Raw genomic sequence first — 21,286 nt, forward strand, 5'->3', positions numbered from 1 at the left:
ACCATGAACCCGGAGTCGGCACATCCGCTCGAACACGTGCTGTTCGAGGTCAAACGCACGATCGTCGGCCAGGACGTCCTGCTGGAGCGCATGGCCGTCGCGCTGATCGCCGACGGCCACCTGCTCGTCGAGGGCGTGCCCGGCCTGGCCAAGACGCTCGCGGTGCGGTCGCTGGCCGCCGCGATCGCCGGGAGTTTCCAGCGCGTCCAGTTCACCCCCGACCTGGTGCCCGCCGACCTCGTCGGCACGCGGGTCTACCACCAGCACTCCGGGGAGTTCCGTACCGAGCTCGGCCCGGTGTTCGCGAACCTGCTGCTGGCCGACGAGATCAACCGCGCCCCCGCCAAGGTGCAGAGCGCCCTGCTGGAAGTGATGCAGGAGCACCAGGTGACGATCGGCCGTGAGACCTTCCGGGTGCCCGAGCCGTTCCTGGTCATGGCGACGGAGAACCCGATCGAGTCGGAGGGCACCTACCCGCTGCCCGAGGCGCAGGTCGACCGTTTCATGATGAAGGTGGTCGTCGACTATCCGACGCAGGCCGAGGAGCAGGCGATCGTCGGCCGGGCGCTGCGTCCGCCGGAGCCGCCACAGCCGATGGTGTCGGCCGAGGATCTGATCGCGATGCGGGCCCGCGCCCAGCAGGTGTACGTCGATCCGGCGATCGTCGACTACGCGGTACGGCTGGTCTCCGTGACGCGTTCCCCCGCGACGGCCGGGCTCGGCGAGCTGGAGCGGTACGTCACCCACGGGGCCAGCCCGCGGGCGTCCATCGCGCTCGTCACGGGCTCCCGGGCGCTCGCGTTCCTGCGCGGCCGCGACTACGTGCTGCCGCACGACCTGTCCGAACTCGCGCTCGACGTGCTGCGCCACCGCCTCGTGCTGTCCTACGAGGCCTTGGCGGACGACGTCGACCCCGACACGATCATCAACAGGGTGCTCGGGGCCGTCCGGGCGCCCGACGTCGTCCTGCAGAACCGCTGAGCCATGGCCACCGCCCCCGAGAAACTGCTGCTCCGCCTGGAGTGGAAGGTCGTCCGCAGGCTCGACGGCCGGCTCCAGGGCGCCCACCGCACCGCGCACCGCGGCTCCGGGATCGACTTCACCGGGTTGCGCCCGTACAGCGACGGCGACGACGCCCGGCACATCGACTGGAACGTGACCGCACGGCTGGACGAGCCGCACCTGCGCGTGTTCACCGAGGACCGCGAGCTGACGGTGTGGCTGGTGCTCGACCGGTCCGCGTCGATGGCGGCCGGCCGGCCGGGGCGCGGCAAGCACGACGTGCTCGCCGAGCTCGCGCTCGTCCTCGCCCGGCTGTTCGGCCGGGGCGGCAACCGCGTCGGCGCCCTGTTGTTCGACACCGGGATGCTGCGTGTCGTGCCGCCAGGCACCTCCCGGCGGCACGCGCTGCGGATCGCCGCCGAGCTGCAACGCACCGCCGACTCGCGCGGCGACACCACCACCGACCTGGCGGAGATGCTCGACGCGGCCGGACGGCTCGCGCGCCGCCGCGCGCTCATCGTCGTCCTGTCCGACTTCATCGGCGACGGCGACTGGGAACGCTCACTCCAGCGCCTGACCCGGCGGCACGAGGTGGTCGCCCTGCGGATCGTGGACACCGCCGACGACGTGCTGCCCGAGGCCGGGCTGATCGTGGTCGAGGACGCCGAGACCGGCGAGCAGCTCGTCGTCGACTCCGCCGACCCGTTGTTGCGGGTACGGTTCCGCGAGGCCGTCGACGCCCGCGACGCCCGGCTCACGGCGGGCATGCGCCGGGCCGGAGTCCCCGTACACCGTGTCGACACCGACCGCGACCTGGCCGAGGCGCTCGTCGAGGTCGTCGCCCGAACCCGCGAGCGGCCGTCATGACCGCCCGCACCGGGGAGCGGCCGTCATGACCGTCCCCGACCTGCGAGCGGCCGTCATGACCGCCTCGACCTGGGAGCGGCCGTCGTGACCCTGTCGTCTCCGCTGCTGCTGGCCGTCGGGCTGCTCGTCACGGCGGCGCTCGCCTGGGCGGCCGTCGTCTCGGCGCGGCGCCGGACGGCCGCCCTCTCCTCGGCCGGCGTCGCCGTGCCTGGCGGACGCCGGGCGTACCTCGGGATCGGCCTGACGATCGCCGGCGTCGCCGTACTCGCGATCGCCACCGCCGGACCGGCGGCCATGGTGCCGGTCCCGCGAGCTGCAGGCACCGTCATCCTCGCCATCGACGTCTCCAACAGCATGAGCGCCGACGACGTCGCCCCCACCCGGCTGGCGGCCGCGCAGCGGGCGGCCCGCGCGTTCGTGGCGGCGCAGCCCGACAGCGTCGACATCGGCGTGGTCGCGTTCGAGCGCGGCGCGCTCACCACCGCACGGCCCGACGCCGACCACTCCGTCGCGCTCAAGGCCATCGACCGACTGAAGATCACCGGCGGCACCTCGCTGGGCACGGCCATCACGGCCTCACTGTCGGCGATCACCGGCAAGCAGGTCGCCCTCGGCCGCGACGGCGACGCGCCCGACATCGGCTACTGGCCGTCGGCGACGATCGTGATGTTCTCCGACGGCCAGAACCAGGGCGGGGACGTCGAACGGGCAGCGGCCGTGGCCCAGCGGGGAGGCGTGCACATCCACACCGTCGGGGTCGGCACCACGGCCGGGGCGACGGTGAAGGTCGACGGCTACCACCTCCAGACCTCGCTGGAGGAGGACACCCTCACCTTGATCGCGCAGACCACCGGCGGCGGCTACCATCCCGCCTCCGACACCGCGCGGCTCGACGGGGTCGCCGACACGATCGATCTGCGGCTCACCGTCTCCGACGAGCCGCTGCCCCTCGCGGGCGGGCTGATCGGGCTCGCCCTCGCGCTGCTCACCGCCGGAGCGGCGCTCACCGTGCTCCGGTCTGGACGGGTGATCTGAATGTCGTTCTCATGGCCGTGGGCGCTGCTGTCCCTCTTGATCATCCCGCTGATCTTCGCCATCCGCTGGTGGACGCGGCGCCGCCGCCGGCGGGCCGCCGTCCGCGTCACCTCGATCGCGCTCGTACGCAGCGCCCTGCCGGGCCGTACGCGCTGGACGCGGAAGGTTCCCCCTGCCCTGTTCATCGCCGGGCTCGTGCTGCTCGCGGTCGGGGCCGCGCGACCGCAGGCGTCGGTACCGGTGCCGCAGACGTCGGCGACGATCCTGCTCGCGCTCGACACCTCCGGCTCCATGTGCTCAACGGACGTCGACCCCAACCGCATCACCGCCGCGAAGAAGGCCGCCGCGGAGTTCATCGAGTCGCAGCGCGGCGGGCCGCGCATCGGCCTGGTCACCTTCGCGGGCAGCGCGGGCCTGCTCGTCCCTCCCACCGACGACACCGACGCGCTGATCGAGGCGCTGGACGGCCTCACCGTGGCCCGCGACACCGCGATCGGGCAGGCCATCCTCACCTCGATCGACGCGATCGCGGAGGTCGACCCGTCGGTCGCCGCCACCGGGGCCGATCCCGGCGGCGGTGGTGAAGGCTACGTCGGAGCCGCGATCGTCGTGCTCACCGACGGCGCGAACACCCGGGGCGTCGACCCTCGGGTCGCCGCCCAGGAGGCGGCCCTGCGCCGCGTCCGCGTCTTCACCATCGGCTTCGGCACCACGACCCCCGCCCCGATGGTGTGCGACAACTCCCAGTTCGACGGCCGCGGCTTCGGCGGCTGGGGTGGTCGCGGCGGTTTCGACAGGGGCCGCAACGTCCGCATGATCGACGAGCCCACGCTCAAACAGATCGCCCAGACCACCGGCGGCTCCTACCACCGCGCCCAGAACGCCGACCAGCTCCAGAGCGCCCTCGACGCCCTCCCCGGCAGCTTCACCGTCATCCGCCAGCGGGTCGACACAGCCGCCGCCTTCGCCGCCGGCGGCGGCATCCTCATCACCGCCGCCCTGTCCCTCTCCCTCTGGTGGAACCGCCCCCGGACACCGGCCCGCTGACGGTGACCGGTCAGCCGTTCGCGTCGAGCGGGACGTTCAGCGAGAGGTGCGAGGACAGGGCGCGGAGGAAGTCCGGGGCGTCGAAGACCGCGCCCGCCGAGGCGACGCCGGTGGTCCTGGTCCGACCGGTCAGGATGCGGTCCACGGCCTCGACGGCGAGCGGCGCGCTGATGGCGTAGATGTCCTGACCGGCGGCGGTCACGCGACGTTCGGTGCCGCCGGAGCGGACGAGGACGTCGATGACGAAGGTCTGCGCGGATCGGCCGCGCTCGTCGACGGCGGCCGGCGCCGAGGCGTCCGGGGCGGACAGGTCGGCGGCCGCCTTGGCGGTCATGTAGGTGCGCACCTCCGGGACGGCCAGGTGGCTGGGGACGGTGACGACGTCGGCCATGGTGAACTCCCCGATGACGCTCTGGGAGCCGAGCGGAGCCGGGAAGTGCCACTCCAGGGTCGGCAGAGCGTCATCGTGGTACTCCAGCCGCCCACCGGTGAAGCGAACACGACGACCACCCCGCCGCTGCCCCGAGACCACGCCCGCAGCGAGTGTCCCGGGTGTGGGGTGCCAACTGCTCAGGCCGTAGGCGATGTGCGCCTCGTCCGCCGCCGTCCAGTCGCCCATCGCGGTCGTGACCAGCAGGTCGCCGAGGCCGCCGTAGAAGGCCATCGCCGGGACCACCACGGTGCCCGCGGCGCGGGCGCGCTCCGCGAAGTGCGCGAACGTGTCGACGTTCGCCTCGATCTCGGCCGCCACGTCGACATACGGGATGCCGGCGCGCAGGGCCGCCTCGATCAGCGGGGCGGCGGTCGTGGCGAAGGGCCCGGCGCAGTTGATCACGGCGGCCGCGCCGGTCAGCGCGCGGTCGAGCGAGGCCGGATCGTCGGCCGACGCCTGCCGCGCCTCAAGCCCCGGTCCCGCCAGCGCCAGCAACTTGTCCTGATCACGGCCGAGGAGCAGGGGTACGTATCCGCGCTCGCGCAACTCCGCGACCACGAACCGCCCGGTGTGTCCGTAAGCGCCGAAAACCGCCACGTTCTTCATACTTGCTCCCTCGAAGTGAACCACTGCCTGAATCCTGTCCTTGTTGAGGATCGATGCCCAGTGTCTGGAACGACACGGCCCGTACAATTCCGGACATGAGTGTTCTCCCACGTTCCGTCGCGGTCGCCGCCACCGAAGGCATGCTGCACTTCGAGTTGTCCCTGGCCTACGAGGTGTTCGGCTCCGCCCCGGCCGCCCTGCCAGGCCCCTGGTACGACGTGAGGGTGTGCGGCACGCGTGCCGTCCGGGTCGGCCGGTTCCTGCTGGAGCCGGACTGCGGGCTCGACCGGCTGGCGCACGCCGGCACCGTGATCGTGCCCGCCCTGGCGGACGTCGACGAGGACCCGCCGGCCGACCTGGTCGAGGCGGTGCGCGCGGCCCACGAGTCGGGCGCGCGGGTGGTCTCCCTGTGCACCGGCGTGTTCGTGCTCGCCGCCGCCGGCCTGCTGGACGGGCTGCGTGCGACCACGCACTGGGCCCACACCGAGGAACTGGCCGCGCGCTATCCCCGGGTGACGGTCGACCCGGACGTGCTCTACGTCGACAACGGCAACGTGCTCACGTCCGCGGGCAAGGCCGCGGCGATGGATCTGTGCCTGCATCTGGTCCGCCGCGACCACGGCTCGGCGATCGCCAACGTGGTCGCCCGCCGCCTGGTCGTGCCGCCCCACCGGGCGGGTGGCCAGGCCCAGTTCGTCACCACACCGGTGCCCGCCCAGGACGGCCATCCCCTGGCCGAGCTGCTCCCCTGGGTGATGCGGCGGCTGGACCGGCCGCTCACCGTGGAGGATCTGGCCCGCCAGGCGAACATGAGCTCGCGCCACCTGGCCCGTCACTTCCGCTCGGTCACCGGCACCACCCCGCTGCAGTGGTTGCTGACGCAGCGCATCCGGCGCGCGCAGGAGCTGCTGGAGACCACGGACGACAGCGTCGACACCATCGCCTCGGCCGCGGGCATGGGCACGGCGACGACACTGCGCCGCCACTTCCACCGCACGGTCGGCGTACCACCGGACGCTTATCGCCGCACGTTCCGGACGTGAGCCGAACTACCCTGTTGAGGCGTCCCGAAAGCGGGCCCTGATTTCCGGAATGAAGGCGGAGCGGTGAAATCGAGCCTGGAACACCTGACCGACGCCGGAGGGCTGATCCCGGGCCCCGGCACCTTCGACTGGGAGGGGGCCCATAGCCGGCTTCAGACGCGGATTCCCGAGGACTTCCGTATGCTGCTCGACGCGGGAGGCGCCGGAGTCTGGTTCGACTACATTCAGATGTACGCACCGGGCAAGCGCTATCAGGATCGCGACCTCCTCGACTCCGGCGCCGTATGGGACGATCTTTTGCTTTTCTGGGAAGAGGGATACTCGGCCCCACCGGCGGATCTGCCGGCCGATGCGCGACTGATCGCATGGGCGGCCACCGCCGCCGGGCACAAACTGTTCTGGCTGACCCGGCCCGGGGTGCCGCCCGGAGAATATCCTGTTTATTTCGAAAGTTATGAGGGTGACACCTGGGAGCGGTTCGACATGACGACCACGGATTTCCTCGCGGGAATATTGCGAGGCGACGTGCGGAGCAAGCTGCTCTCGGCGTTCCTGATGAATGTCACTGACGTTTTCAAGCCTTACACCTTCGATGGAGCCTGAATCGGGGTCCGAACACCTCCGCCGCGCGGTGTGACCAGCGTCACTTGCCTCTCACACTGATGTCAGCAATTACGCTCCCCGTGTTCATCCGGACCAACGATGGAGACACGTGATGGCAGCAGGGTTTTCCCGACGTCGAGTCATCGGCGCGGGCATCGGAATCGGCGCCGGCATCGCAGTGGGGACCATGGGAGGTGCCGCGGCTCACAGCACGGGCTCGGGCCCGGCCGTCGCCATCACCGGGACCACGGTGATCGACGCGACGGGAGCCAGGCCGCTCCGCGACGTCACTGTACTGGTACGCGGCGGCAGGATCGCCGCCATCGGCACCGCCCGCGAGGTGCGCGTGCCGACGGACGCGGAAGTGGTCGACGGGCGCGGCAAGTTCGTCGTCCCCGGATTCGTCGACTCCCACGTGCACGGCAGCGGCCAGGAGGCGATCGATCCGCCGTTGTTCCTGGTCAACGGCGTCACCACGGTGCGCGACATGAACGGCCACGCGCGGCTGTACGAATGGCGGGACCGGGTCGCCGCCGGGACGCTCTTCGGCCCCCGCTCCGTGGTCGCCAGCGGCATCGTGGACGGCGACCCGTCGCTGCTCGCCGGCCTCGGCTCGCCGTACGTCGAGGTCGCGAACGCCCGTGAGGCCAGGGCGGCGGTGCGTCAGGCGGTGGCCGACGGAGCCGACTTCATCAAGGTGTACGCCCGGCTCACCCCGGACGCCTACTACGCGATCGCGCACGAATGCCGCAAGCTCGGCGTCACGTTCGTCGGCCACACCCCGGACGCGATACCGCTGGCCGAGGCGAGTGCCGCCGGTCAGCGCAGCTTCGAGCACATCTACACGAGCTGGTTCGACACCTCCAGCCAGGAGACGGAGATCCGCCGCCGCCTCGCGAAGATCCGCGTCGGCGGGGGCGAGTACAACAGCTGGTTCAACCAGACCCATCCGCTGGAGGTACTGGCCGCGCGCACGTTCGACCCGGCCCGCGCCCGGCAGGTGTTCGGCAGGCTCGCCGCCGACGGCTCACACCAGGTGCCCACGCTGACCCAGCACCGCGTGTTCGACCTGCCCGAGTCCGTCGCGGTGCACGACGACCGGCTGCGCTACCTGCCCGCCGCCACCCGCAACGGCTGGCAGGCCCAGCTCGAACAGCTCTACCTCGCCGGGCGCTCGGCGAAGGACGTGGCCGAGCACCGGGAACTGTTCCGGGCCCGCCTGCACTGGATCAGCGCCGCGCACCGGGCCGGCGTGCCGGTCCTCGCCGGCACCGACACCGGAACCGCCTACGTCTACCCCGGTTTCAGCCTGCACGACGAACTGGAGAACCTGGTCGAAGCGGGCTTCAGCCCGATGCAGGCCCTCCAGGCGGCGACCAGCGCACCCGCCCGGTTCCTCGGCCTGCCTGACGTGGGCACCGTACGCCGCAACGCGATCGCCGATCTCGCCGTCCTCGACGCCGACCCCCTCGCCGACATCCGCAACACCAAGCGGATCCACGCGGTGATCGTAGGCGGCAAGCTCATCAACGCCGGCCAGCGAGAGCACATGCTCAGCGACATCGAAGCCGCCGCGAACACCGGGACGCTGCCCGCGCGGCTGGCCGGCTGCGCATGCACTCCGGTCCTCGCGGCCGCTTGACCCGGGCCACTACCGCATGCCGGTGAAAGGCGCCGACCCCGGCGCACCGGCGTCCTGCCCGGTGCGCCCTGTGACGAATCCGTCCGGCAGTCGGTAGTGGGCGTCTCCGAACATCTGATGCGTGAGGTAAGTGCCGTCGCCGAAGGGTTCGATCGACGTGCTGTCGCCGCCGATCTCCGGTGGGAGCACCGCGGATCGGCGGGTCCGCAGATCGACGACGACGTGGATCTCCCAGTCCACCTCATGAGGATGCTCGACGTCGTCATCACCCCTTTCGACCGTGATCATCAGGTGATGGTCGTCGATGAACCCAGCACCGCCCGTCGAGATGTAGGGCTCTTGCGGCTCGTCGGCGCCTCGGACAAGGTCCTCGACCGTGAACGTCGAGAGCACCTCACCGTCCGGGTATCGGTGCACCCGGACATCCGGGTCGCCATCCTCCGCCCCCGTGCTGACCAGCATGGCCCCGCTGGGAGACACATCGCAGATGATGCGACCTTCCCAGCAAGGAGCGTCCAGCTCCGCGACAGTGAGCCTGCCGTCGGCCATCCGTCCGTGATATGTGGCAAAACCCCAGTACATCCCCCTGGTGACGAGCAGCATGCTCCCGTCCGGATGGGCCAGTATGCGCGCGGCTCCCGCAACCTCCACGCCGGCGCGAGCCAGGACCGCCCCCGTCTCCGCGTCGAGCACACACCACTCGTCCACCCTGCCGTCGGCTCCGCGCCCTCTCCGCTGGAGCGACCAAAGCGCCCACACGCGGCCGGCGTCGTCGTAGCCGAGTGTCACGAAGGTCATACCCTCCGGGGCGCCTGCGGCGTGCAGATCACGCTCCCATACGACAGCGCCCGAGGTGTCGATGCAGAAGACGAGGCCGTCGTGCGCGTAGTAGACGGCGGTGCGCAGGTCGGGGGCGACATCGAAGTCCCCACGCCGGCTGTGGTTTCGGTGCTCGTATCGCCTGGGGAAGATCGCCTGGGGCAACAGGCGCGTACCGTCCGCCGGGCTACGGGTCGTGTCGGCCGCCGCGAGGTTCGCTTCACCCTCTCGCCAGACATGAAGACGCGTCATCACCACGCCGTCCCTACTGTGATCATGGCCTGGTACGTTAGCGCCTCACGACCGGCGTCGAGGATGGACGACGAACTGCTCGACCACACCGCCATGAAGTTTGGGGCCGACTGCTGATGAGTGCGGAAGAGGATTTCAAGCAGGTCGGCGCCGAGCTGGCCGACCTGGGTGTACGGATCTCCAGGATGATGGGGAGACCCGCGCTCAAAGATCAGGCGGGGAAGGTGTTCGCGAGCCTGCAGCGCGACGGCGCGATGGTGTTCCGGCTGGTCAGGGACACCCCCGAACACACATCCGCGCTCCAGCTGGCCGGTGCGTCCCTGTTCGACCCCTCGGGGCAGGGCAGGGCGGTGAAGGACTGGGTGGTCGTGCCCCACTCCTGGGCCGAGAAATGGACGGATCTGGCCGAGGCCGCCCTCAGCCGCCCCCGCTGATCAGTAGGCCACCATCAACGGTCGGTCGAGGTGAGAAGGGTGCAGGGGGCCGGTCAGAGGGAATTCTCCGGCTTTCCTGCCTTTCGTGATTTCCGGGTGAGATAGGCGCAGTGGCCGAACCCGGCGATCCCGGCGAGCGTCCCGTGCAGCGCCGTCCCCACCAGGAGCCAGTGCGGCCAGGTCGTGACCGGGGTGTTGTCGCCGCCCAGCCATAACGTCAGAGCGAAGGTGGTGAGCCCAGCGCCCAGCAGGACGCCGCTCATGGCCGCGTACCGCCGCCGGGACAGCGCCCGCCCGATCTGGACGAGCAGCACAGGCCAGGCGAAGATCGCGAAATATTTCAGCGCACCGCCGATGGAGTAGCCCGCGAGCTGGAGGAGGGATGCCGACGAGAAACCCTGGTCCGTCCAGTCGAACATCTTGCTGAGCCATGAACCGGTCGCCCAGACGAGCAGCAACGCGGTGGCGAGGACGAGGAACACGCCGACCGCTCCGGGGACGTCGCGGCTGCCGGCGGAAGGCGTGTCGCTCATGTTCGGTCCCGCTCCTCGTTGGCGGTCTCCAGGCTAATTCGTCCAGTGGTGATCGCGGTGACGAGGCCGCTGACCTTCTCGGCGGAGATCCACTGCTGGGAGGCGATCAGCGCGTGCCCCGTACTGGATTTTCAGCGTGGGCCATCTCTACAAGCCGTTGAGCCAGAGCCGCCCGCCCAACACGGAGCGCTTCCTCAGTTCGGCCCGACGCCCAAGGCCCGGCGGATGGTGGCGGGGTGGTCCAGGGCGTCGAGCATGGCGCGGGCGAGATCGCTCCGTGCCAGGCTCCAGCCGGGGACGTTGGCGTCCATCGCGGTGCGGTAGCGGCCAACGGGCGGGTCGTCGGTGAGGTAGGGCGGCCGCAGGACTGTCCAGTCGGTGTCGCTGGCCGAGAGGGTTCGCTCCATGCGTTCCAGGTCACGGTAGACGTGGCGGTAGATCGTCCGCAGCAGCGGCCGGGTGGTCAGGCGGTGCCACCATGGCTCCCCCGCCCCGCCGCGCAGCACCGGCTGAGCACTGATGGCGACGATCCGGCGTACGCCCGCCCCTGCCATCGCCTCGATGATCCCCGCCACGGCCGTCGAGCAGACCGAGGTCGCGGTACGCCCGCGCGGCCCCAGCGCAGACAGGACGGCGTCGTTCCCGGTCAGAAGCGGGATCAGCGACGGGGGGTCGAAGATGTCGGCCACGACGGCGTCGGCGAGATCTCCCGGCGCGCGCACTACCGCCGTGACGTGATGGCCGGCCGCCCGCGCCTGCTCGACCAACGCGCGCCCTGTGCCGCCGCTGGCGCCGAAGACCACGATCTTCATCGGTCACCCTCCGCCTGGCGCAGCAGGACACCCGCGAGAATCGCGAACGTGGCCACCCAGGCGGCCCCGGCCAGCATGAAGGCGATGCCTGGCCCAGTGAGCGGCAGGACGCCGCTTGCCGTCACTCCTACCATGGCGACGCCGGAGCCGGCGTTGACCGCGACCGCGACACGAGGCAGGGCGGGACGGCCGCTGAAGACGAGCAGAAGGACGGCTCCGCCCAGCATGCCGACGCCGATGGGAACAATCCAGGAGCCGGGCACACCGATCACGTCGGCCAGCCTCTGCCCGCCGGCCAGCACCAGGACGCCGAAGATCGCCGTCCCGACGCCGTCGACGCGCAGGCTGACCCGGAGCGCACGCTGTCTCGACACGACACCTCCACAGTTCAAATATTTTAACTGTTCGATTTTTTGAACTGTAGACTCCGTGTCCATGTCCAGCAACTCCGAGGCGGCCCGGCGCGAGATCCTCGAACTGATCCCCCAGGTGGCCGTCTACTTCCGCCGGCACCCCGCGCCGGGAATGCCCGACGGCCTGCGCACCGTCTTCGAGAGCCACTCCCTTACCCGGCGCCACGGTGCGGTCGTCACGCAGCTCGGCATCGACTCCCCGCTGACCGTCTCCCAACTGGCCGCACGACTGGGCGTCTCCCTGCCCAACGCCAGCGACCTGGTGAGCGACCTGTGCCGAGCCGGCTTGGCCGACCGCGCCCCCGACCCGGCCAACCGGAGGCGCACGCTCGTCCACCTCAGCCCAGAGCACCGCGCCGTCGTGGCGGAGTTCCTGGAGATGCGAGCAGGCCCGCTCCTGCGCGCGATGGACGCGCTTACGCCTCAGCAGCGCGAAGGCTTCCTGGCCGGGCTGCGCGCGTGGGCGGCCGAAGTCGCCGACCGAGGATGAGCCGCCCCCTCGTGCGGTGATCGGTGTGGCCCGGGCGAGCACACGACGCTGCCGGCGGACTCCGCTCGCGTACCGTAGATCACGTGACCAGGACGGATCGCGTATGACCGCTGAGGAACAGGCCGGGGTGCCGGCCATGCCGGTGCAGGACTTCCTCGGTTGTGAGCAACTGCGCGCCCAGGTTCCGGCCGCCGTCGTAACCGACCGCTGCAACCTGCCGTACTTCGAGGTCCACTCCATCGAGGACGAACCAGCGGCCCTCCCGCATCCTGGGCAACCGGTCATCGACCCACCAGCGACCTGGCACGAAGACAGCGGCTCATGAAGGACGTCCGTGTCGATGCCTGGAACGCCTTCGGAACCAACCGACTCGGCCTCGACGGCACCGGTTTTCCGCTGACGGTCGACGTCAGCGCATCCCAGGGCATCCACATCGTCAACGGAACCGCGGCGCGAGCCTGCGACCTCATAGACGTGCTCAGCTCAGCAGCGCAGAACACCGCTGTGGTCCTGAATATCGATCACTACTCCTGGCTCGATCCTCATGGCGATCCCCTTCGCTCCCGTGAGATCGCTCGACAGCAAGGGGTCCAGTTCGCCGCCCATGACATCACCTGGACGCAAGCCCGTGGATCAGCGCCAAGTGACCTGCTCACGATGAGCTGGAACGATCTCCACCGGTTCTTCGACGGCAACTGGAGCCATTACGGTGCCGACATCATGGACGCGGAGGGGCCGCTTCCCGATGATGTGGCGGACGAAGTCGCACTCGCATTCCACCTCCAGGGCCAAGACTCTTGGCTCCTGCGTGAATTCCCGCAGTCACGCGTGTTCTACTCAGGCCACGATGACTGCTATCTCCATGTGCAGAGCACTGACCCGACCATGCCCGCGCGGATCCTCACCCGCCTGATCGCACTGTTCGGCGGATCCGCGCTTCTCGACGAGCACTCGGAGTCGGTCATGGTTGCCGAACCTCAGCTCTCCATGGCAGAGAACATGCTCCGAGAGAGCGAACACTGGGTCGGCACCGTCCTGACCAGCGACCCCTGCGGACAGGTCACCATGGGCTTCACCCCCACGCGGTGGCGGCTCGGCTCACCCCTATCTGACGACTTCTCCCTGCACCTGACCTTCGACCTAAAGTCCCAAACCTGGGACACACACCGATCGGACAACGTGGTGAGCCGGGATTGAACCTCTGATCCGTGGCGAGACCGGTGATGTCCGCATTCGACACGAGCACCTGTTCAGAGGGGGTGTCCGGGCTCAGCGATCCCACACTCGTCGGGATGCTCCTCAGGGCGAGGGGGGACGGACACGGGGTAGCCGGCGCCGCCTTGTCCGCTGATCTTTCTGTTAGGACCTCTTTCGCAGTCCGTCGGTGACGACGGCGAGGATCGGTTCCAGCGGGTCTTCTTTCCTGGCCATGCAAGCCGACATCAGCGCCCTGATGTCCGCGTAGCTGACATCGTCTCGCACATCGCCCGATTTTTGGGCGGCGGCAAGGAGTTCGTGCAGCCGTCCGCACAGGTCGGCGCCCGCGCGTTCGCCGAGGGCGTCCAACCGGCGATCGGTTCCGGCCAGCTCGGCCAGCCCGCAGTCGGCCGCACCCGCTCGCACCAGAGCGGCGAAGAGAGCGAAGAAGGCGGTGCCGGGATCTTCTCGGCCGGCGAGCTCGTCGGCTTCGGCGATGAGCTCCACCAGCCGGGTGGTCATGATCGCGGTGAGGAGATCCTCCTTCGTCGGGAAGTGCCGACTCACCGTGCCGGTACCGACCCCGGCACGGCGAGCGATCTCGTGTATTGGCACGGAAAGCCCTTCGGTGGCGAACACCTCGGCCGCCACTTCCAGCACGCGTGCCCGGTTACGCCGCGCATCGGCCCGCAACGCGCGTTCGTCCGCCATGGTCCGCACCTCTCTATCGACAAACGGGACGGCCATCCCGTATATTGCGAACAAGCGGGATGCCCATCCCGATTCTAGGAGGTCCTCGCATGTCACACCAGCCCACCCTGGGACTCATCGGCAGCGGAAACATCGGCGGCGCCCTCGCCCGGCTCGCTGTCGACGCCGGTCTGGACGTCGTCCTCAGCAACTCCCGCGGCCCGGAAACCCTGGCCGACCTGGTCGCGGAGCTGGGACCACAGGCCCGCGCCGCCACCCCGGCGGAAGCAGCGGCCGCCGGCGACTGGGTCGTGGTCGCCGTGCCGTTCAACCACTACCGCCAGATCCCGGTGGAGCCGCTGGCCGGCAAGGTCGTACTCGACGCGACCAACTACTATCCCGAACGCGACGGCTCGATTGCGGAGCTGGACGCTGAGGAGGTCACGAGTAGCGAGCTTCTCCAGCAGCACCTGCCGGACAGCAAGATCGTCAAGGCGTTCAACAACATCTGGGTCAAACACCTGCCCACGCTGGCGCGCCCGACGGGCGCGCCCGATCGTTCGGTCCTGCCGATCGCCGGTGACGCAACGGAAGCGAAGGCCGCCGCCACCCAACTGCTCGACCTGCTCGGCTTCGACATCGTCGACGCCGGAGCCCTTGCCGACAGCTGGCGCTTCCAGCGCGACGCTCCAACCTACGTTGGGCTGTATTTCAAAAATCCGCAGGAAATGACCATGGATGACCCCGGCGGGTCAGCGAGTGCCGAAAAGGTCCGTGCGGCGCTGGCGGCGGCTCAACGTCCGAACGCCTGAACCGCGGCTTCTCGGGCCGGTCAGGGAAGGCCTGACTGACCCTGCTCCCGGGCGTGACCACGCTGACCCGGCTGGTCGCCTGGATACGGGATGAGGCCACCCACCGTCTCCATGACTCGCTGCGCAGGTGCTGTCGCCACGGCAGCGGGTGATCCCGGAGATGCTTCTGGAGGTGATCTGCGAGACATCCTCGATCCCGAGTTTCTCGCCGAGATATGTCAACACCTCCTCGGGCACGTCCAGCGGGTCGATCAGGAAGCGCCCGATGTTACGGGCTGTCGTCAGCTGGAGGTCGAAGCCGAGGCGGGCGTGCGCCCCCCACCGCTCAGCAATCAACGCCCGATCCGCGTCGTCCAGGTAGAAGAACCGCTCCAGCTCCCACCTGCGACGGAGCACCCGAGAAGCGCTCAAGAACTCAACCGGCATAGACGCCGAAGGTAGGGCAGGCCCAGGGAGCAGGACGAGCGGAAGATCAAATAGTTGGCTGGGGCCACCCGGGGTGCCGTCGCCGCCACCACCGCGTACGCCTGAGGCGACGCCAACTTCCTGATCGCGGCCCTCGTCGGCACGTCACCCGAGTACGAGGACCGCCGGCGGCATCTCCTGTCGCTGTTCGAGGGCACGTACCTGAGCTTCGAGACCGACATCGGCCCGGAGGCCTTGGCACGCGCCTTCCCGCGCACCCACCTGCGGCGGCGCCGGGACCTCAAGCGCCGGTGGGACCCGACCGCCCTGTCCCGTGACGACTTCGCCATCGACCCCCGCGGCGGACGACTCCTGAGAAGACCGCCCGGCCGCTGTCACACCACCATGGAGAGAAAATGAAAGCCATCGTGTACCGCAAAATCGGTGATCCGTCCGTCCTGGAACTCATCGAGCGGGACGTGCCCGAGCCCGAGCCCGGCGAGGTCCGCGTCCGCATCCACGCCTCCGGCATCAACCCGACCGACTGGAGGGCACGCTCCAGCGCCGCGTGGCCGATGCCATATCCCGAAGTGACCCCGCACCACGACGGCGGCGGCGTGATCGACGCGGTCGGTCCGGGCGTCGAGACATTCGCGCCCGGCGACCGGGTGTGGGTGATGATGGCGGGGTTCGGCTACAACACCGGCACCGCCCAGGAGTTCACCGTCGTGCCCGCGTCCTGGGTGCGACCGCTGGCGGAGGAAGCGTCGTTCGCGGTGGGCGCATCGCTCGGGGTGCCCGCGCTCACCGCGCACCGAGCGCTCACCGTCGCCGAGGACGGCCCGCGCCGCCTGGCCCCCAACGCGCTGGACGGCTGCACCGTGCTGGTGACCGGCGGCGCGGGCGCGGTCGGGCACGCCGCGATCCAGCTCGCCCGCTGGGCCGGCGCCACCGTGATCACCACGGTCAGCGGGCCGGAGAAGGCGGCGCTGGCCACCGCGGCCGGCGCGCACCACGTGGTCAACTACCGCGAGGGCGACCCGGCGGCCGAGATCCGCGCGGTGGCGAAAGACGGCGTGGACATCATCGTCGAGGTCGCCGTGGCGAAGAACATCGGCCTCGACCTGGCGGTGCTCAAGAACGGCGGCACGATCGCGGTCTACGCCGACGACAGCCCCAAGGTAGAGCTGGACATCCTGCAGAACATACAGCTCAACGCTCGGTTCCAGTTCCTCTTGCTCTTCACCGACGCCGAGCGCATGGCGGCCGCGGCCGACGACGTCACGGCGGCGGTGCGGGACGGCGCGATGGGAGTGGGCGAGGAGCACGGCCTGCCGGTGGTTCGCTTCCCGCTGGCCGAGACCGCCGCGGCGCAGCTCGCCTTGCAGAACGGTGCGGTGGGCAAGGTGATCGTCGACCCCACGGCGTGACGGCGGCGGCGCCGGGTGCGGCCACGGCCAGCCCGGCGCCACCGCCGCCTCCCTTCCCTGAACGACCTCGCCGCCTCATCCGCCGCCACCGCACCCTGTGCCGGTCCCGGTGGCGGCGCGTGTACCCCAGCAGGCAGGCCCTGCTGTGACCAACCACGTCACCCTGCCTGCCCCGGACATGGCGCGTACACACTGGTAGAAGATCGGCCGTATAAGCCCGCGTTCCTGTACAACGCTGCTGTACGGAGATCAAAAAGGCCCTCCAGGATCATCCCGGAGGGCCAGAGACGTCCGGCAACGCCCACCACCGACAGAAACTGCTGGTCATTTGGGACGCCTGGCCTCGGGGACTCCAGAGCCGTCCAGGGGTGTTCAAGGATGTTGTTAGCGCCGACGTTAGCAAGATCGTGACAGTCCGGAGTGGTTGTCGGACCCGATGGCTACTCTCCAGCGCATGGCAGTACCCGAGATCATCCCCATCGTCTACGAACCCGACTACCACACCGGCACGATCGGCCACTGGGATGGCGGGCAGTTCTTCGGCTCCGTCATCGCCGCCTTCCGCGAGGGATACACCCGCACCGATGACTGGAGGGCGCACAAACGCTGGTACGCCGTTCTGCACACCTTCGACGCCGCCGGCCACCACCTCGACTCCCGCGTCGAGCACACCGGCGCCGAAGACGACCATCGGGCAGCCGTCGACCTCGCCAACGGGCGCCTGAAGCACTGGCTCGACGCGCTTCCGGGCCTTCGCTTCGACGACATCGCCATCCGGCCGTTCCGGTACACGTTCGACGGAGTGCTGTTCGGCCTCGTCATCGAGACCTTCGAAGGCGAAGAACACGCCGAGTTCTACCCGAACAACATCGGCTTCTACGAACCGTGGGACGGCATGTACGACACCTGACCACCTGATCCGTAGGGAAGGGGGACGCCTCGTCAGCAGCAGCTCGCCTAGCACTCGTCTTCCCGTGGTTGAGGGCCCAGCCGAAAGGGTGGTGGGTTATGGCTCCGGGGTGCTGATCGTTCGACGGCAGGATGGTGACGTCTGAGCCAAAGGCGGCCTCGTCATACAGCAGAGGTCTATTCTGAGGATCAGGCGTTCCAGACCCACCGCCAGGGACGCGGGGACACCGGCCATCTACATCAGGGCTTTGACCTGCAGCTCAACGGTGGAAGGGGTCGGTTGTACCGATAGCGTGAAGGCGTAACAGCTTGGAGGTCAACGATGTCCACCCCGCATCAAGACAGCGAGGCACTGATCCCTTGCCCGCCACTGACCACCGCCGCCCTCAGGGCAGCAGTCGCCCAGATCGCTCCGGCCTATCTCAGCCAGTTCGTCGACCACCTCGACCAGGCGACCGAGCAGGCGGCTCGGCAAAGCACCGTGGCACCCCTGCAGAGCTTCTTGCAACAATGGGGTGAGTTCGTGGCAATTCAGCGCTACCCCGCCCGAGCAGCCCGCCTGCACGCGTTGGAGACGGAGGTCGCCACCGCAACCGACAGAGTCACATTGGACTCGACCTTGGCGGAAATCAACGAGATCACGACATCCGCACGCCGAGAGGCCATCGGTGAGTGACGCCTGGACCTGGGAGTACAACCCCGACGCCGAGCATGTCATCGCTGGGCTTCCGCCGACCGTCATCCATGAGGTTGAGCGGCTTGCCGACCAACTCGCAGTCCTCGGAAGAGATGCGGTCCACGCCGGCAGAGGCTCGTTGCATGGGGCAGGTCTTCGGACGCTCGATCTGTTCGGCGGTCGCGGGTTCCTCAACTTCATCGTCGCGGAGCATCTGCGCCTTGTGCTGATCGTTCGCGTTACCTGGATGGATTGACGCGACCTCGTCCGCCCCCGCTGAAGCGGTGGATATGGGTCGACGCCATGTGATCACGTGATGCGGTGTTGCTGCGGACGTCTTCGCCCAGGCCCTCGATAAGTAGAGCCGGCCACGCTGTTAGCAAGATCCCGAAATTGTCCTGACAAACATCAAGGCCCGCTCCAGGTTTTCCCTGGTGGCGGGCCTTGCGAGTGAGTGCGGCCGACAGGAGTCGAACCCGTAACCTTCTGATCCGTAGTCAGATGCTCTATCCATTGAGCTACGGCCGCTCGTTTCTGGAACAAGCATAGCGGGTCCTCAGCCGTGCCTCGAACCGGTTTCCGCAATCATGACTCCGCCGGCTCGACCTTCTTGGGCCAGAGGGTGTAGCTGACCGGCCAGAGAAGGGCGATCAGCACGATCTTGCTGAGCCCTCCCACCAGGTCCATCAACGGCTCGGTACGTGCCGGATCCCCCACGAGCCAGACCAGAGCGAATCCGATCATCCAGGCCACTCCATACGCGACCGCGATCCACAACCAGAGCACCCACTCGTACCGAGCCCTGGCCATGCCGCCGGCCGGAGGCCGCGGTGGCGGGGGGCCGTCGGCGAAGCGGTGGTGGAACTTGGCGTCGGCCCAGCGCAGGGTGCGGTGTCCGAAAACAACCGAATAGGCGAGGTACGCCACGGCGAGGGCGTGTCTGAGGTCAGCCGTGGCGCCGCCGCGCATGTCGAACACCGCGGCCGCGAGGAGGATCACGTCCAGGAGCGGGACGCTGATCAGGAGGACGTTGCTGAGCCGGCGGAGGCCCCACAGGTAGCGGCTGGCGAGGCCGAGGGCGAGCAGCACCCAGAAGCCGACTTCACAAGCGATGATGATGGCAACAAGCACGTTATTCATGCTCACGGATGCTTTCCGGGTTTTCATCCCCTGAGAAGACGAGCCTGTGGATACATCGAAGTGTGTATCCACAGGCTGACCGACGAAGGAGGGAAACGGTCGCGTTCGGTGGTGGGATAGGGGGCATGAAACGCGTGGCCCTGTGGGCCGGGCTGGCCTTCCTCATGGGCCTGATCCTCATCGTGGCCGGGGCCTCCCTGCGCCGCGACGCGCCCATGGGGCCGCAGGTGATTCCGCTGGCGATCGTGTGCGCAGCCGTGCTGCTGCGGACGCGCGCGCCGCTCTGGTCGCTCGGGCTGGGCACCGTGGGGGTCGTGCTCGACGCGTTCGTGGGGCCGTCGCTGGGGACGGTCCTCGTTTACACCGACAATCTCTACTCCGCCGCGCTGTACGGTCCGGCGCGGTTCTCCCGGTGGCTCCTGGGGATCACCACCGTGCTCGCCGTGTCGGCAGGGGCCGCCGGCTGGTTCATCGCCGGGGACTGGCGGCTGCTGGCGTTGGTCGGCTTCCAGCTGGCGCTGGTCCTGGTGACGCCGGTGACCACCGCGATGGTCCTGCGGCAACATCGTGACCAGGTGGTCATCGAGCGCGCCAAGGCCGAGCAGGTCGTACGGCTCGCCGAGCTCGACCGCCAGGCGGCGATCACCGCCGAGCGGACGCGGATGGCCCGCGAGCTCCACGACATGATCGCGAACCATTTCAGCGCCATCGCCATCCAGTCCACCGCCGCGCTCTCCCGCAAGGACCTCGATCCGTCGACCGTGCGCAAGGTCATGGAGTCCGTACGCGAGAACAGCGTGAAGGGGATGGCCGAGATGCGGTCCATGATCGGGCTGCTGCGGCAGGAAGGCGACGAGGGCGAGGCCATGCGGCCGCGGCTGCTCGACGTGGAAACGCTGGTCGACAGGTCCCGGCAGTCGGGGATGGCCGTCGATTTCCAGGTCGAGGGCGAGCCGCGCGAACTGTCTCCCTCGGTCGATCTGGCCGGTTACCGCATCATTCAGGAGGCGCTAACGAATGCCCTCAAACACGGCGAGCAACCGGCCGCCGTCAGCATTCGCTACCAGCCTCACCAGGTGTCGCTGATCGTCGACAACCCGGTCAACGGCAGGAAGGCGAGCCTGCCAGGCGCTGGGGTGGGGCTGATCGGCATGCGGGAGCGGACCAAACTGGTGGGCGGCGAGTTCGAGGCCGGCCCCCGGGACAGCAGCTGGCGTGTCGCCGCGACCCTTCCCACGTCGGACAAGCCCGCGCCGGACAAGCCTGCGTCGGACGGGGTTCCTCCATGATCGTGCAACGCACGAGGCGACGCCTGTGCGGATCCGTATGGCGAGGCGATATGACCCAGCTGGAGGAAAGATGACCATCAGAGTGCTGGTGGCTGACGATCATGCGGCAGTCAGGGCTGGGATCGTGATGATCCTCGATGGGGTGGACGACATCGAGGTGGTGGGTGAGGCGGCCGATGGTGTGGAGGCCGTGGCGCTGGCCGGTGAGACGCGGCCTGACGTGGTGTTGATGGATGTGCGCATGCCCCGGATGGATGGGATCTCCGCCACCAAGGAGTTGGCGGGGGTGACCGATGTGCTGATTCTTACGACGTTCGACATTGACGAGTACGTGTTCGGGGCGTTGCGGGCCGGGGCTGCCGGGTTCCTGCTGAAGAACACTGATGCCGATTCGCTGGTCGATGCGGTGCGGTTGGTGGCCAGGGGGGACGGGTTGATCTCGCCGGGGGTGACACGGCGGCTGATCTCGGCCTTCGCCGAGCAGGCTCCGCGCCGGGAGCAGGGTGACACGGCCACTCTGACGCCGCGCGAGCGGGAGGTGCTGGCCTGCATCGGGCAGGGGATGTCCAACGCGGAGATCGCCAGAGCGCTCGACATGGCGGAGGCCACCACGAAGACCCACGTCAGCCGAGTGCTGAACAAGCTCAACCTGCGGAGCCGAGTCCAGGCCGCCATCTACTACTCAGAGGGGGATATAGGGCCGTAGT

25 protein-coding genes, 1 tRNA gene and 1 pseudogene are annotated in these 21,286 nt (G+C 69.0%); 18 read left to right on the forward strand and 9 right to left on the reverse strand.

The window, feature by feature from the left end; genetic code table 11:
• Positions 1–3: 3 nt before the first annotated feature.
• The 4 genes from ACIBQX_RS20620 (at position 4) to ACIBQX_RS20635 (ending at position 3,951) form a co-directional block, all read left to right on the forward strand.
• On the forward strand, positions 4–981 hold the full coding sequence (locus ACIBQX_RS20620) for an AAA family ATPase (RefSeq protein ID WP_397006693.1): 978 nt from the start codon (positions 4–6) through the stop codon (positions 979–981).
• Positions 982–984: 3 nt separating this feature from the next.
• A complete protein-coding gene (locus ACIBQX_RS20625) occupies positions 985–1,869 on the forward strand; it encodes a DUF58 domain-containing protein (RefSeq protein WP_397006695.1) in 885 nt (294 codons plus the stop codon).
• A gap of 84 nt (positions 1,870–1,953) precedes the next feature.
• Positions 1,954–2,904 carry a VWA domain-containing protein gene (locus ACIBQX_RS20630; protein ID WP_397006697.1) on the forward strand — a complete coding sequence of 317 codons (951 nt, stop codon included), beginning with the start codon at positions 1,954–1,956 and terminating at the stop codon, positions 2,902–2,904.
• Complete coding sequence (locus tag ACIBQX_RS20635; RefSeq protein WP_397006698.1) at positions 2,905–3,951, forward strand: VWA domain-containing protein; 1,047 nt, start codon at positions 2,905–2,907, stop codon at positions 3,949–3,951.
• Between the two features lie 10 nt (positions 3,952–3,961).
• Here the strand turns inward: ACIBQX_RS20635 and ACIBQX_RS20640 are convergent, their stop codons facing one another.
• Positions 3,962–4,990 (reverse strand): saccharopine dehydrogenase family protein, encoded by a 1,029-nt coding sequence (locus ACIBQX_RS20640; RefSeq protein WP_397006700.1) that lies wholly within the window; start codon positions 4,988–4,990, stop codon positions 3,962–3,964.
• Between the two features lie 95 nt (positions 4,991–5,085).
• Here ACIBQX_RS20640 and ACIBQX_RS20645 point away from each other — a divergent pair, with 95 nt between their 5' ends.
• From ACIBQX_RS20645 to ACIBQX_RS20655, 3 genes are all read left to right on the forward strand, one after another.
• Positions 5,086–6,033 (forward strand): helix-turn-helix domain-containing protein, encoded by a 948-nt coding sequence (locus ACIBQX_RS20645; protein WP_397006702.1) that lies wholly within the window; start codon positions 5,086–5,088, stop codon positions 6,031–6,033.
• 63 nt (positions 6,034–6,096) lie between these two features.
• Positions 6,097–6,636, forward strand: coding sequence for a hypothetical protein (locus ACIBQX_RS20650; protein WP_397006704.1), 540 nt, complete (start codon positions 6,097–6,099; stop codon positions 6,634–6,636).
• A 112-nt stretch (positions 6,637–6,748) separates the two neighbouring features.
• Positions 6,749–8,278: an amidohydrolase family protein gene (locus ACIBQX_RS20655; RefSeq protein WP_397006706.1), complete on the forward strand. Its 1,530-nt coding sequence runs from the start codon at positions 6,749–6,751 to the stop codon at positions 8,276–8,278.
• Between the two features lie 9 nt (positions 8,279–8,287).
• Here ACIBQX_RS20655 and ACIBQX_RS20660 read toward each other — a convergent pair whose 3' ends face one another.
• The gene (locus ACIBQX_RS20660; RefSeq protein ID WP_397006708.1) at positions 8,288–9,349 is read right to left on the reverse strand and encodes a hypothetical protein; all 1,062 of its coding nucleotides are present in this window, start codon (positions 9,347–9,349) and stop codon (positions 8,288–8,290) included.
• Positions 9,350–9,465: 116 nt separating this feature from the next.
• Between ACIBQX_RS20660 and ACIBQX_RS20665 the strand changes: the two genes are divergently transcribed.
• A complete protein-coding gene (locus tag ACIBQX_RS20665; RefSeq protein ID WP_397006709.1) occupies positions 9,466–9,783 on the forward strand; it encodes a hypothetical protein in 318 nt (105 codons plus the stop codon).
• 53 nt (positions 9,784–9,836) lie between these two features.
• Here ACIBQX_RS20665 and ACIBQX_RS20670 read toward each other — a convergent pair whose 3' ends face one another.
• From ACIBQX_RS20670 to ACIBQX_RS20680, 3 genes are all read right to left on the reverse strand, one after another.
• Positions 9,837–10,316 carry a hypothetical protein gene (locus ACIBQX_RS20670; RefSeq protein WP_397006711.1) on the reverse strand — a complete coding sequence of 160 codons (480 nt, stop codon included), beginning with the start codon at positions 10,314–10,316 and terminating at the stop codon, positions 9,837–9,839.
• A gap of 194 nt (positions 10,317–10,510) precedes the next feature.
• Positions 10,511–11,128 carry an NAD(P)-dependent oxidoreductase gene (locus ACIBQX_RS20675; RefSeq protein WP_397006713.1) on the reverse strand — a complete coding sequence of 206 codons (618 nt, stop codon included), beginning with the start codon at positions 11,126–11,128 and terminating at the stop codon, positions 10,511–10,513.
• Positions 11,125–11,502 (reverse strand): hypothetical protein, encoded by a 378-nt coding sequence (locus ACIBQX_RS20680; protein ID WP_397006715.1) that lies wholly within the window; start codon positions 11,500–11,502, stop codon positions 11,125–11,127. Before ACIBQX_RS20680 ends, ACIBQX_RS20675 begins: the two co-directional genes overlap by 4 nt.
• A 61-nt stretch (positions 11,503–11,563) precedes the next feature.
• Between ACIBQX_RS20680 and ACIBQX_RS20685 the strand changes: the two genes are divergently transcribed.
• The 3 genes from ACIBQX_RS20685 to ACIBQX_RS20695 all read left to right on the forward strand — a co-directional run bounded on the left by ACIBQX_RS20685 (position 11,564) and on the right by ACIBQX_RS20695 (position 13,228).
• Entirely contained in the window at positions 11,564–12,031 is a 468-nt protein-coding gene (locus tag ACIBQX_RS20685; RefSeq protein WP_397006717.1) for a MarR family winged helix-turn-helix transcriptional regulator, read from the forward strand.
• 103 nt (positions 12,032–12,134) lie between these two features.
• Entirely contained in the window at positions 12,135–12,356 is a 222-nt protein-coding gene (locus ACIBQX_RS20690; protein WP_397006719.1) for a hypothetical protein, read from the forward strand.
• Positions 12,353–13,228: a hypothetical protein gene (locus ACIBQX_RS20695; RefSeq protein ID WP_397006721.1), complete on the forward strand. Its 876-nt coding sequence runs from the start codon at positions 12,353–12,355 to the stop codon at positions 13,226–13,228. The genes ACIBQX_RS20690 and ACIBQX_RS20695 overlap by 4 nt, the downstream gene beginning before the upstream one ends.
• Positions 13,229–13,390: 162 nt before the next feature.
• Here ACIBQX_RS20695 and ACIBQX_RS20700 read toward each other — a convergent pair whose 3' ends face one another.
• Positions 13,391–13,939 (reverse strand): TetR/AcrR family transcriptional regulator, encoded by a 549-nt coding sequence (locus tag ACIBQX_RS20700; RefSeq protein WP_397006723.1) that lies wholly within the window; start codon positions 13,937–13,939, stop codon positions 13,391–13,393.
• A 59-nt stretch (positions 13,940–13,998) separates the two neighbouring features.
• Here ACIBQX_RS20700 and ACIBQX_RS20705 point away from each other — a divergent pair, with 59 nt between their 5' ends.
• Complete coding sequence (locus ACIBQX_RS20705) at positions 13,999–14,730, forward strand: NADPH-dependent F420 reductase (RefSeq protein ID WP_397006725.1); 732 nt, start codon at positions 13,999–14,001, stop codon at positions 14,728–14,730.
• Positions 14,731–14,910: 180 nt separating this feature from the next.
• Here the strand turns inward: ACIBQX_RS20705 and ACIBQX_RS20710 are convergent.
• Positions 14,911–15,136 (reverse strand): annotated as a pseudogene (locus tag ACIBQX_RS20710) (DUF4158 domain-containing protein); the annotation flags it as partial.
• Positions 15,137–15,551: 415 nt separating this feature from the next.
• On the opposite strand from ACIBQX_RS20710, the gene ACIBQX_RS20715 reads away from it, so the two are divergent.
• The 4 genes from ACIBQX_RS20715 (at position 15,552) to ACIBQX_RS20730 (ending at position 18,406) form a co-directional block, all read left to right on the forward strand.
• Positions 15,552–16,565 carry an NADPH:quinone reductase gene (locus ACIBQX_RS20715; protein ID WP_397006727.1) on the forward strand — a complete coding sequence of 338 codons (1,014 nt, stop codon included), beginning with the start codon at positions 15,552–15,554 and terminating at the stop codon, positions 16,563–16,565.
• Positions 16,566–17,019: 454 nt separating this feature from the next.
• The gene (locus tag ACIBQX_RS20720) at positions 17,020–17,475 is read left to right on the forward strand and encodes a hypothetical protein (RefSeq protein ID WP_397006729.1); all 456 of its coding nucleotides are present in this window, start codon (positions 17,020–17,022) and stop codon (positions 17,473–17,475) included.
• Between the two features lie 321 nt (positions 17,476–17,796).
• On the forward strand, positions 17,797–18,150 hold the full coding sequence (locus ACIBQX_RS20725) for a DUF6247 family protein (protein WP_397006731.1): 354 nt from the start codon (positions 17,797–17,799) through the stop codon (positions 18,148–18,150).
• Positions 18,143–18,406: a hypothetical protein gene (locus ACIBQX_RS20730; RefSeq protein WP_397006733.1), complete on the forward strand. Its 264-nt coding sequence runs from the start codon at positions 18,143–18,145 to the stop codon at positions 18,404–18,406. Before ACIBQX_RS20725 ends, ACIBQX_RS20730 begins: the two co-directional genes overlap by 8 nt.
• Positions 18,407–18,605: 199 nt before the next feature.
• Here ACIBQX_RS20730 and ACIBQX_RS20735 read toward each other — a convergent pair.
• Positions 18,606–18,678, reverse strand: a tRNA-Arg gene (locus tag ACIBQX_RS20735).
• A 57-nt stretch (positions 18,679–18,735) separates the two neighbouring features.
• Positions 18,736–19,290: a hypothetical protein gene (locus ACIBQX_RS20740; protein WP_397006734.1), complete on the reverse strand. Its 555-nt coding sequence runs from the start codon at positions 19,288–19,290 to the stop codon at positions 18,736–18,738.
• Between the two features lie 125 nt (positions 19,291–19,415).
• Here ACIBQX_RS20740 and ACIBQX_RS20745 point away from each other — a divergent pair, with 125 nt between their 5' ends.
• Entirely contained in the window at positions 19,416–20,579 is a 1,164-nt protein-coding gene (locus ACIBQX_RS20745) for a histidine kinase (protein ID WP_397006736.1), read from the forward strand.
• Positions 20,580–20,649: 70 nt separating this feature from the next.
• Positions 20,650–21,285, forward strand: coding sequence for a response regulator (locus tag ACIBQX_RS20750; RefSeq protein WP_397006738.1), 636 nt, complete (start codon positions 20,650–20,652; stop codon positions 21,283–21,285).
• The last annotated feature ends 1 nt before the right edge of the window (position 21,286 follow it).

Source organism: Nonomuraea sp. NPDC049714 (assembly GCF_044465295.1).
GTDB lineage: Bacteria > Actinomycetota > Actinomycetes > Streptosporangiales > Streptosporangiaceae > Nonomuraea.

What these genes read in the sequence shown, in the direction of transcription:
- ACIBQX_RS20620 (WP_397006693.1), top strand. Translation starts at nt 4, where the DNA reads ATGAACCCGGAGTCGGCACATCCGCTCGAACACGTGCTGTTCGAGGTC.
- ACIBQX_RS20715 (WP_397006727.1), top strand. Translation starts at nt 15,552, where the DNA reads ATGAAAGCCATCGTGTACCGCAAAATCGGTGATCCGTCCGTCCTGGAA.
- ACIBQX_RS20705 (WP_397006725.1), top strand. Translation starts at nt 13,999, where the DNA reads ATGCCCATCCCGATTCTAGGAGGTCCTCGCATGTCACACCAGCCCACC.
- ACIBQX_RS20635 (WP_397006698.1), top strand. Translation starts at nt 2,905, where the DNA reads ATGTCGTTCTCATGGCCGTGGGCGCTGCTGTCCCTCTTGATCATCCCG.
- ACIBQX_RS20660 (WP_397006708.1), bottom strand. Translation starts at nt 9,349, where the DNA reads ATGACGCGTCTTCATGTCTGGCGAGAGGGTGAAGCGAACCTCGCGGCG.
- ACIBQX_RS20675 (WP_397006713.1), bottom strand. Translation starts at nt 11,128, where the DNA reads ATGAAGATCGTGGTCTTCGGCGCCAGCGGCGGCACAGGGCGCGCGTTG.
- ACIBQX_RS20720 (WP_397006729.1), top strand. Translation starts at nt 17,020, where the DNA reads ATGGCAGTACCCGAGATCATCCCCATCGTCTACGAACCCGACTACCAC.
- ACIBQX_RS20700 (WP_397006723.1), bottom strand. Translation starts at nt 13,939, where the DNA reads ATGGCGGACGAACGCGCGTTGCGGGCCGATGCGCGGCGTAACCGGGCA.
- ACIBQX_RS20725 (WP_397006731.1), top strand. Translation starts at nt 17,797, where the DNA reads ATGTCCACCCCGCATCAAGACAGCGAGGCACTGATCCCTTGCCCGCCA.
- ACIBQX_RS20740 (WP_397006734.1), bottom strand. Translation starts at nt 19,290, where the DNA reads ATGAATAACGTGCTTGTTGCCATCATCATCGCTTGTGAAGTCGGCTTC.
- ACIBQX_RS20690 (WP_397006719.1), top strand. Translation starts at nt 12,135, where the DNA reads ATGACCGCTGAGGAACAGGCCGGGGTGCCGGCCATGCCGGTGCAGGAC.
- ACIBQX_RS20665 (WP_397006709.1), top strand. Translation starts at nt 9,466, where the DNA reads ATGAGTGCGGAAGAGGATTTCAAGCAGGTCGGCGCCGAGCTGGCCGAC.
- ACIBQX_RS20640 (WP_397006700.1), bottom strand. Translation starts at nt 4,990, where the DNA reads ATGAAGAACGTGGCGGTTTTCGGCGCTTACGGACACACCGGGCGGTTC.
- ACIBQX_RS20655 (WP_397006706.1), top strand. Translation starts at nt 6,749, where the DNA reads ATGGCAGCAGGGTTTTCCCGACGTCGAGTCATCGGCGCGGGCATCGGA.
- ACIBQX_RS20670 (WP_397006711.1), bottom strand. Translation starts at nt 10,316, where the DNA reads ATGAGCGACACGCCTTCCGCCGGCAGCCGCGACGTCCCCGGAGCGGTC.
- ACIBQX_RS20645 (WP_397006702.1), top strand. Translation starts at nt 5,086, where the DNA reads ATGAGTGTTCTCCCACGTTCCGTCGCGGTCGCCGCCACCGAAGGCATG.
- ACIBQX_RS20625 (WP_397006695.1), top strand. Translation starts at nt 985, where the DNA reads ATGGCCACCGCCCCCGAGAAACTGCTGCTCCGCCTGGAGTGGAAGGTC.
- ACIBQX_RS20750 (WP_397006738.1), top strand. Translation starts at nt 20,650, where the DNA reads ATGACCATCAGAGTGCTGGTGGCTGACGATCATGCGGCAGTCAGGGCT.
- ACIBQX_RS20685 (WP_397006717.1), top strand. Translation starts at nt 11,564, where the DNA reads ATGTCCAGCAACTCCGAGGCGGCCCGGCGCGAGATCCTCGAACTGATC.
- ACIBQX_RS20695 (WP_397006721.1), top strand. Translation starts at nt 12,353, where the DNA reads ATGAAGGACGTCCGTGTCGATGCCTGGAACGCCTTCGGAACCAACCGA.
- ACIBQX_RS20745 (WP_397006736.1), top strand. Translation starts at nt 19,416, where the DNA reads ATGAAACGCGTGGCCCTGTGGGCCGGGCTGGCCTTCCTCATGGGCCTG.